Origin of the sequence: Photobacterium sp. 1_MG-2023 (assembly GCF_030547945.1) — a bacterium.
Taxonomy (GTDB): domain Bacteria; phylum Pseudomonadota; class Gammaproteobacteria; order Enterobacterales; family Vibrionaceae; genus Photobacterium.
In genome coordinates, this window is sequence record NZ_JAUORR010000073.1 from 1 (window position 1) to 1126 (window position 1126).

At 35.7% G+C, this 1126-nt stretch carries 2 protein-coding genes; both read left to right on the top strand.

The window, feature by feature from the left end; genetic code table 11:
- The first annotated feature begins 107 nt into the window (after positions 1-107).
- Positions 108-755, top strand: a complete 648-nt coding sequence (locus Q4579_RS22880) for a hypothetical protein (RefSeq protein WP_303567262.1) — start codon at positions 108-110, stop codon at positions 753-755.
- A 129-nt stretch (positions 756-884) separates the two neighbouring features.
- Positions 885-1126, top strand: a 242-nt coding sequence (locus tag Q4579_RS22885; protein ID WP_303567263.1) for a hypothetical protein, incomplete at its 3' end; no start/stop codon positions are given.

The following is a 1126-nucleotide window of genomic DNA, read 5'->3' on the forward strand; positions in this document are numbered from 1 at the left end:
GTTACTGTGATAATTACCGCTCAACCTTGTTATTTGGCACTGTAAAATCGAGTTAACAAAGTATGCTCCGGCCCTGGTTTAACTTGTTGAAAAAGTAAGGAATACAAATGGAAAAAATAATTTTTAAGTTCATATTATTTTCATCATTACTCTCTCCCTATGTCTACGCTGAAAAACGATTCAGTTTTGACTGCCAAATCGACTATACGCAAGACATTGTGAGTGAACAAGGTCAATATATTAGACTTGCACCTTATCAAACCAATTATGATTTTCAAGAGCTAGGTATTACGGTCGCACCTAAAAATCACCCAGAATATCCAGAAAACTATTTAATTATCAATGAACCTTTGGTTAGAAATTATCATATCGAAGTTGAAGGTGATAATTTTATTCTGAAAAGTAATGACAAAGTACTCATAAATACGAGTCTTAAGAAGTCTTCAGAGGGTATTGTGATTAATGCAAGTATTCAAGAGTTTTCAGAATATTACGTGCTTATTGACTTTTCATTTTATAACCCCAATTCCATGCTAAGACAGCATGATTGGCAAATCATATTTGCTGATGTCGATAATGGAATTAACAATGATAACGTCATGAGGGCGATGGATTTTGAGCATTCATATGGTGGTTATGAATGTCTGAATGACTTGGAAGAAACAAATTTTGAAGCCTATCAGAAGTATTGGGGGACACTACTAGAAGCAATACTTCAAAAGAAAGTAGAAATAACCACAGAAAATCCTTACTGATACTTATGTATGGATAAATGAAGGATTCCAGTGTGCGTGTTTTTTTAGAAAATCCACTGGAATTCAATTGATAAGCAACTGAAGGCGATGAATGATAATTCCAATTGAAATTTACAGTTTAAATAAATCATGAGAACGGAAATTATTCCATTTGTGATATCCATTGGACTTTCTGTTGAGGCTTATGCAACAGATTCATTCAGTTTTGACTGTCAGATCGACTACACGCAAGACATTGTGAGTGAACAAGGTCATATTCTGTCTGTGCTGTTCACGCCAGATGAGTTCTTACCCGCGGCTTTCTTGCTGGGCGGTGTGCGCTATCACGGTACGGGAAACAGTATCGAATATATCCGGAATTTAGACTGGGA

What these genes read in the sequence shown, in the direction of transcription:
- Q4579_RS22880 (WP_303567262.1), top strand. Translation starts at nt 108, where the DNA reads ATGGAAAAAATAATTTTTAAGTTCATATTATTTTCATCATTACTCTCT.